This window comes from Paenibacillus sp. IHB B 3415, from assembly GCF_000802655.2.
Classification (GTDB): Bacteria; Bacillota; Bacilli; order Paenibacillales; family Paenibacillaceae; genus Paenibacillus_AQ; species Paenibacillus_AQ phytohabitans.
Genome location: NZ_JUEI01000267.1, coordinates 1 through 617, shown reverse-complemented (window position 1 = coordinate 617; position 617 = coordinate 1). Strand labels below are relative to the sequence as shown.

Below are 617 nucleotides of genomic sequence, written 5' to 3'. Positions count from 1 at the left end.
GGTCGGGCGGAGCAGCCGTTCCGGTATAATGGGCGCGACGGCGTCATGACGGATGAGAACGGGCTGTATAATATGCGAGCACGTTACTATAACCCGGATATCAAGCGGTTCGTGAACCGGGATGTCGTGACGGGGACGATAACAGATGCGCAAACGCTGAACCGTTATGCTTATGTGAACGGCAATCCGATCTCGTACGTCGATCCGTTTGGCCTGAGTCGTGACGGGGACTCCATCTGGATGCAGGGCGCCAGCTTCCTGGCGGACCTGACCCCTGGTCTTGGTACAGTCAAGGGCTTCCAGCAAGCCTTCATCGGGACGAACTATGTCACAGGAGCGCAGTTGTCCGTAGCGGACCGCTCGTCGATCCGTTTGGCCTGAGTCGTGACGGGGACTCCATCTGGATGCAGGGCGCCAGCTTCCTGGCGGACCTGACCCCTGGTCTTGGTACAGTCAAGGGCTTCCAGCAAGCCTTCATCGGGACGAACTATGTCACAGGAGCGCAGTTGTCCGTAGCGGACCGCTGGTCAGAAGGCATCGGATCGACGCTGAGCTTAATACCGATCCCCGGCATGAAGTATGTGGGTAAGTATGGGACTGAAGGGGCAGTGCTGGCG

The 617-nt window shown here is 58.7% G+C and carries 2 protein-coding genes; both read left to right on the top strand.

Annotated features, from left to right (window positions below):
* Nucleotides 1–381 (top strand): RHS repeat-associated core domain-containing protein (locus QW71_RS36565; protein WP_039311863.1); only part of this gene is annotated, 381 nt, incomplete at its 5' end.
* 23 nt (nucleotides 382–404) lie between these two features.
* A partial coding sequence (locus tag QW71_RS36560) for a pre-toxin TG domain-containing protein (protein WP_039311860.1) occupies nucleotides 405–617 on the top strand: 213 nt, incomplete at its 3' end.